Annotated in this window: 2 protein-coding genes; one reads left to right on the top strand and one right to left on the bottom strand. The window is 69.4% G+C overall.

From position 1 onward, the window contains the following. Positions 1-38: 38 nt before the first annotated feature. Complete coding sequence (lysS, locus tag ACWGIU_RS32370) at positions 39-1,766, bottom strand: lysine--tRNA ligase (RefSeq protein ID WP_453711674.1); 1,728 nt, start codon at positions 1,764-1,766, stop codon at positions 39-41. A gap of 169 nt (positions 1,767-1,935) precedes the next feature. Between lysS and argS the strand changes: the two genes are divergently transcribed. Next, positions 1,936-3,696 carry an arginine--tRNA ligase gene (gene argS, locus ACWGIU_RS32365; protein ID WP_453711673.1) on the top strand — a complete coding sequence of 587 codons (1,761 nt, stop codon included), beginning with the start codon at positions 1,936-1,938 and terminating at the stop codon, positions 3,694-3,696. Positions 3,697-3,812: the final 116 nt, after the last annotated feature.

Raw genomic sequence — 3,812 nt, 5'->3', positions numbered from 1 at the left:
CTCGGGGTGCGGGCCCTTTGCGCATGGTTCCTGCGGGCTCAGACGGCGAGCAGCTTGCGCACGCGGTCGGCGCCCACCGCCAGCAGCAGCGTGGGCAGTCGCGGCCCGGTCTCCCGGGTCACGAGGAGCCGGTAGAGCAGCGCGAAGAACGTGCGCTGCGCGACCTTGAGTTCCGGGGTCGGCTTGGCGTCCGGTTCGAGGCCCGCCATCACCTTCGGGACGCCGTAGACGAGGGTGGTCAGCCCGTCCAGGGACCAGTGCGAGTCCAGCCCGTCGAGCAGCAGCCGCAGCGATTCGCGGCCCTCGTCGTCCAGGGACGACAGCAGCTCGGTGTCGGCCTCCTCGCGTACGAGGGTCCGCTGGTCGGCCGGGACCTGGGTGGTGATCCAGTTCTCGGCGCGGTCCAGGCGCGGCCGTACCTCGTCGAGGGAGGTGAGGGGCTGCGTCGGGTCGAGGTCGGTCAGGATGCGCAGGGTCTGCTCGTCGTGGCCGGCGGTGATGTCGGCGACGGAGGCGAGCGTCCGGTACGGGAGCGGGCGCGGGGTCCGCGGCAGCTCGGCGGCGGCGGTGCGCACGGCGCGGGTGTGCGCGGCCGCGTCGGCGGGCAGCACGGAGCCGTCGGCGACCTTGGCCTCCAGCTTGTCCCACTCGTCGTAGAGCCGCTGGATCTCCTGGTCGAAGGCGATCTTGAAGGACTGGTTGGGGCGGCGGCGGGCGTAGAGCCAGCGCAGCAGCTGCGGCTCCATGATCTTCAGCGCGTCGGCCGGGGTCGGGACCCCGCCCTTGCTGGAGGACATCTTCGCCATGCCGCTGATGCCGACGAACGCGTACATCGGTCCGATCGGCTGCTCGCCGCCGAAGATGTGCACGATCTGACCGCCGACCTGGAAGGACGAGCCGGGCGAGGAGTGGTCGACGCCGGAGGGCTCGAAGATCACGCCCTCGTAGGCCCAGCGCATCGGCCAGTCGACCTTCCAGACGAGCTTGCCGCGGTTGAACTCGCTGAGCTTGACCGTCTCGGTGAACTCGTCCTCGGTGCAGACGTAGGTCATCTCGGTGGTCTCGTCGTCGTACGAGGTGACCTTGGTGAAGTCCTTGCCGCACCGGCCGCAGTACGGCTTGTACGGGAAGTACCCGCCCTCGCCGGTGCTGCCGTCGTCCTCGGCGGCCGCGCCGGAGCCCTCGGCGGCCTCCAGCTCGGCCTCGTCGACCTGCTTCTGCTGGGGCTTCTTGCCGCCCGGCTTCTGCTTGGTGCGGTACTGGTCGAGGACGGCGTCGATGTCGCCGCGGTGCTTCATCGCGAACAGCACCTGCTCGCGGTAGACGCCGTTCGTGTACTGCTCGGTCTGGCTGATCGGGTCGTACTCGACGCCCATCTCGGCAAGGGCCCCGACGAAGACGGCCTTGAAGTGCTCGGCCCAGTTCGGGTACGCGGACCCGGCGGGGGCGGGCACGGCGGTCAGCGGCTTGCCGATGTGCTGGGCCCACGACTCGTCGATGCCGGGCACGCCTGCGGGCACCTTGCGGTACCGGTCGTAGTCGTCCCACGAGATCAGGTGGCGGACCTCGATGCCCCGGCGGCGGATCTCGTCCGCGACCAGGTGCGGGGTCATGACCTCGCGCAGGTTGCCCAGGTGGATGGGACCGGAGGGGGAGAGTCCGGACGCGACGACGACAGGTTTGCCGGGTGCTCGGCGCTCCGCCTCGGCGATGACCTCGTCCGCGAAACGGGAGACCCAGTCGGTCTCGGTGCTGCTCTGAGCCACGACACGTCCTTCTATCTCGAATGCTGGCTTCAGCCATTCTCCCAGACGGAACGGGTCACTCTGAGGTTGCTTTTCCATCGAGAAACGGGTTGCCGCCGCGTGGGATACTCGGCTCTTGTCGGAACAACCAAGTGCACCCACCGGCACACCCTCACAGGAACGGCAGCTCATGGCCTCGGTCCCTTCCCTCGCTTCTTCCGTCAACCAGCGCGTCGCGGACGCCCTTGCCTCCGCCCTGCCGGAGGCCGGTGGCGCGGACCCGCTGCTGCGACGAAGCGACCGGGCCGACTTCCAGGCCAACGGCATCCTGGCGCTCGCGAAGAAGGCGAAGGCCAACCCGCGCGAGCTGGCGGCGACCGTGGTCGAGGGAATCCCGACGGGTGACCTGATCCAGGAGATCGAGGTCTCGGGCCCCGGCTTCCTCAACATCACCATCACCGACCGGGCGATCATCGAGACCCTGGCCGCGCGGGCCGGCGACGACCGCCTGGGCGTCCCGCTCGCGGCGAACGCCGGCACCACGGTGATCGACTACGCGCAGCCGAACGTGGCCAAGGAGATGCACGTCGGACACCTGCGCTCCGCCGTGATCGGCGCGGCGATGGTGGAGATCCTGGAGTTCACGGGCGAGAAGGTGGTCCGCCGCCACCACATCGGCGACTGGGGCACCCAGTTCGGCATGCTCATCCAGTACCTGCTGGAGCACCCGCACGAGCTGGACCACAAGTCGGACGAGGAGGTCTCCGGCGAGGAGGCCATGTCCAACCTGAACCGCCTGTACAAGGCCTCGCGCGCGCTCTTCGACTCCGACGAGGAATTCAAGACGCGGGCCCGGGCCCGGGTGGTGGACCTCCAGGCCGGCGATGCGCAGACCCTCGCCCTGTGGCAGCGGTTCGTCGACGAGTCGAAGATCTATTTCTACTCCGTCTTCAACAAGCTGGACATGGACATCCAGGACCCCGACGTGGTCGGCGAGTCCGGCTACAACGACATGCTGGTGGAGACCTGCAAGCTGCTGGAGGAGTCGGGCGTCGCCGTCCGCTCCAACGGCGCGCTGTGCGTCTTCTTCGACGACGTCAAGGGCCCGGACGGCAACCCGACCCCGCTGATCGTGCAGAAGTCGGACGGCGGCTTCGGCTACGCGGCGACCGACCTGTCGGCGATCCGCGACCGGGTGGGCAACCTGAACGCCTCGACGCTGCTCTACGTCGTGGACGCCCGTCAGTCGCTGCACTTCAAGATGGTCTTCGAGACGGCCCGCCGGGCCGGCTGGCTGAACGACGGGGTCAAGGCCGTGCAGCTGGCGTTCGGCACGGTGCTCGGCAAGGACGGCAAGCCGTTCAAGACCCGTGAGGGCGAGACGGTCCGGCTGGTGGACCTGCTCGACGAGGCCGTGGAGCGGGCCGCCACCGTGGTGCGCGAGAAGGCCAAGGAGCTGAGCGAGGAAGAGATCGCCGAGCGCGCGGCCCAGGTCGGCATCGGTGCGGTGAAGTACGCGGACCTGTCGACGTCGGCGGCCCGTGACTACAAGTTCGACCTCGACCAGATGGTGTCGCTGACCGGTGACACCTCCGTGTACCTCCAGTACGCGTACGCCCGTATCCAGTCGATCCTCCGAAAGTCCGGGGACGCGCGGCCCGCGGCCCGCGCGCAGCTGGCGCTCGCCCCGTCCGAGCGGGCACTGGGTCTGCACCTGGACCAGTTCGGCGAGCTGATCGCCGAGGCGGCAACGGAGTACGCCCCGCACAAGGTCGCGGCGTACCTCTACCAGCTGGCGTCGCTGTACACGACGTTCTACGCGGAGTGCCCGGTCCTCAAGGCCGACACCCCGGAGCAGGTCGAGAACCGTCTCTTCCTGTGCGACCTGACGGCCCGCACGCTGACGAAGGGCATGTCCCTCCTCGGTATCCGCACCCCCGAGAAGCTCTGACGTATCGCGCAACCCCTTCGAGCTCGCCGCCGCCGGCGGCGACCCGCCACCACCTGGGCCCTCGGCGGCGCGGGAGTGGCCCTCGCCATGGGCGCCGCCCTGGTCGCGGGCACCGG

It is taken from the genome of Streptomyces sp. NPDC054840, assembly GCF_053611065.1.
This window is presented reverse-complemented; position numbering and strand designations above follow the sequence as displayed.

What these genes read in the sequence shown, in the direction of transcription:
- argS (WP_453711673.1), top strand. Translation starts at nt 1,936, where the DNA reads ATGGCCTCGGTCCCTTCCCTCGCTTCTTCCGTCAACCAGCGCGTCGCG.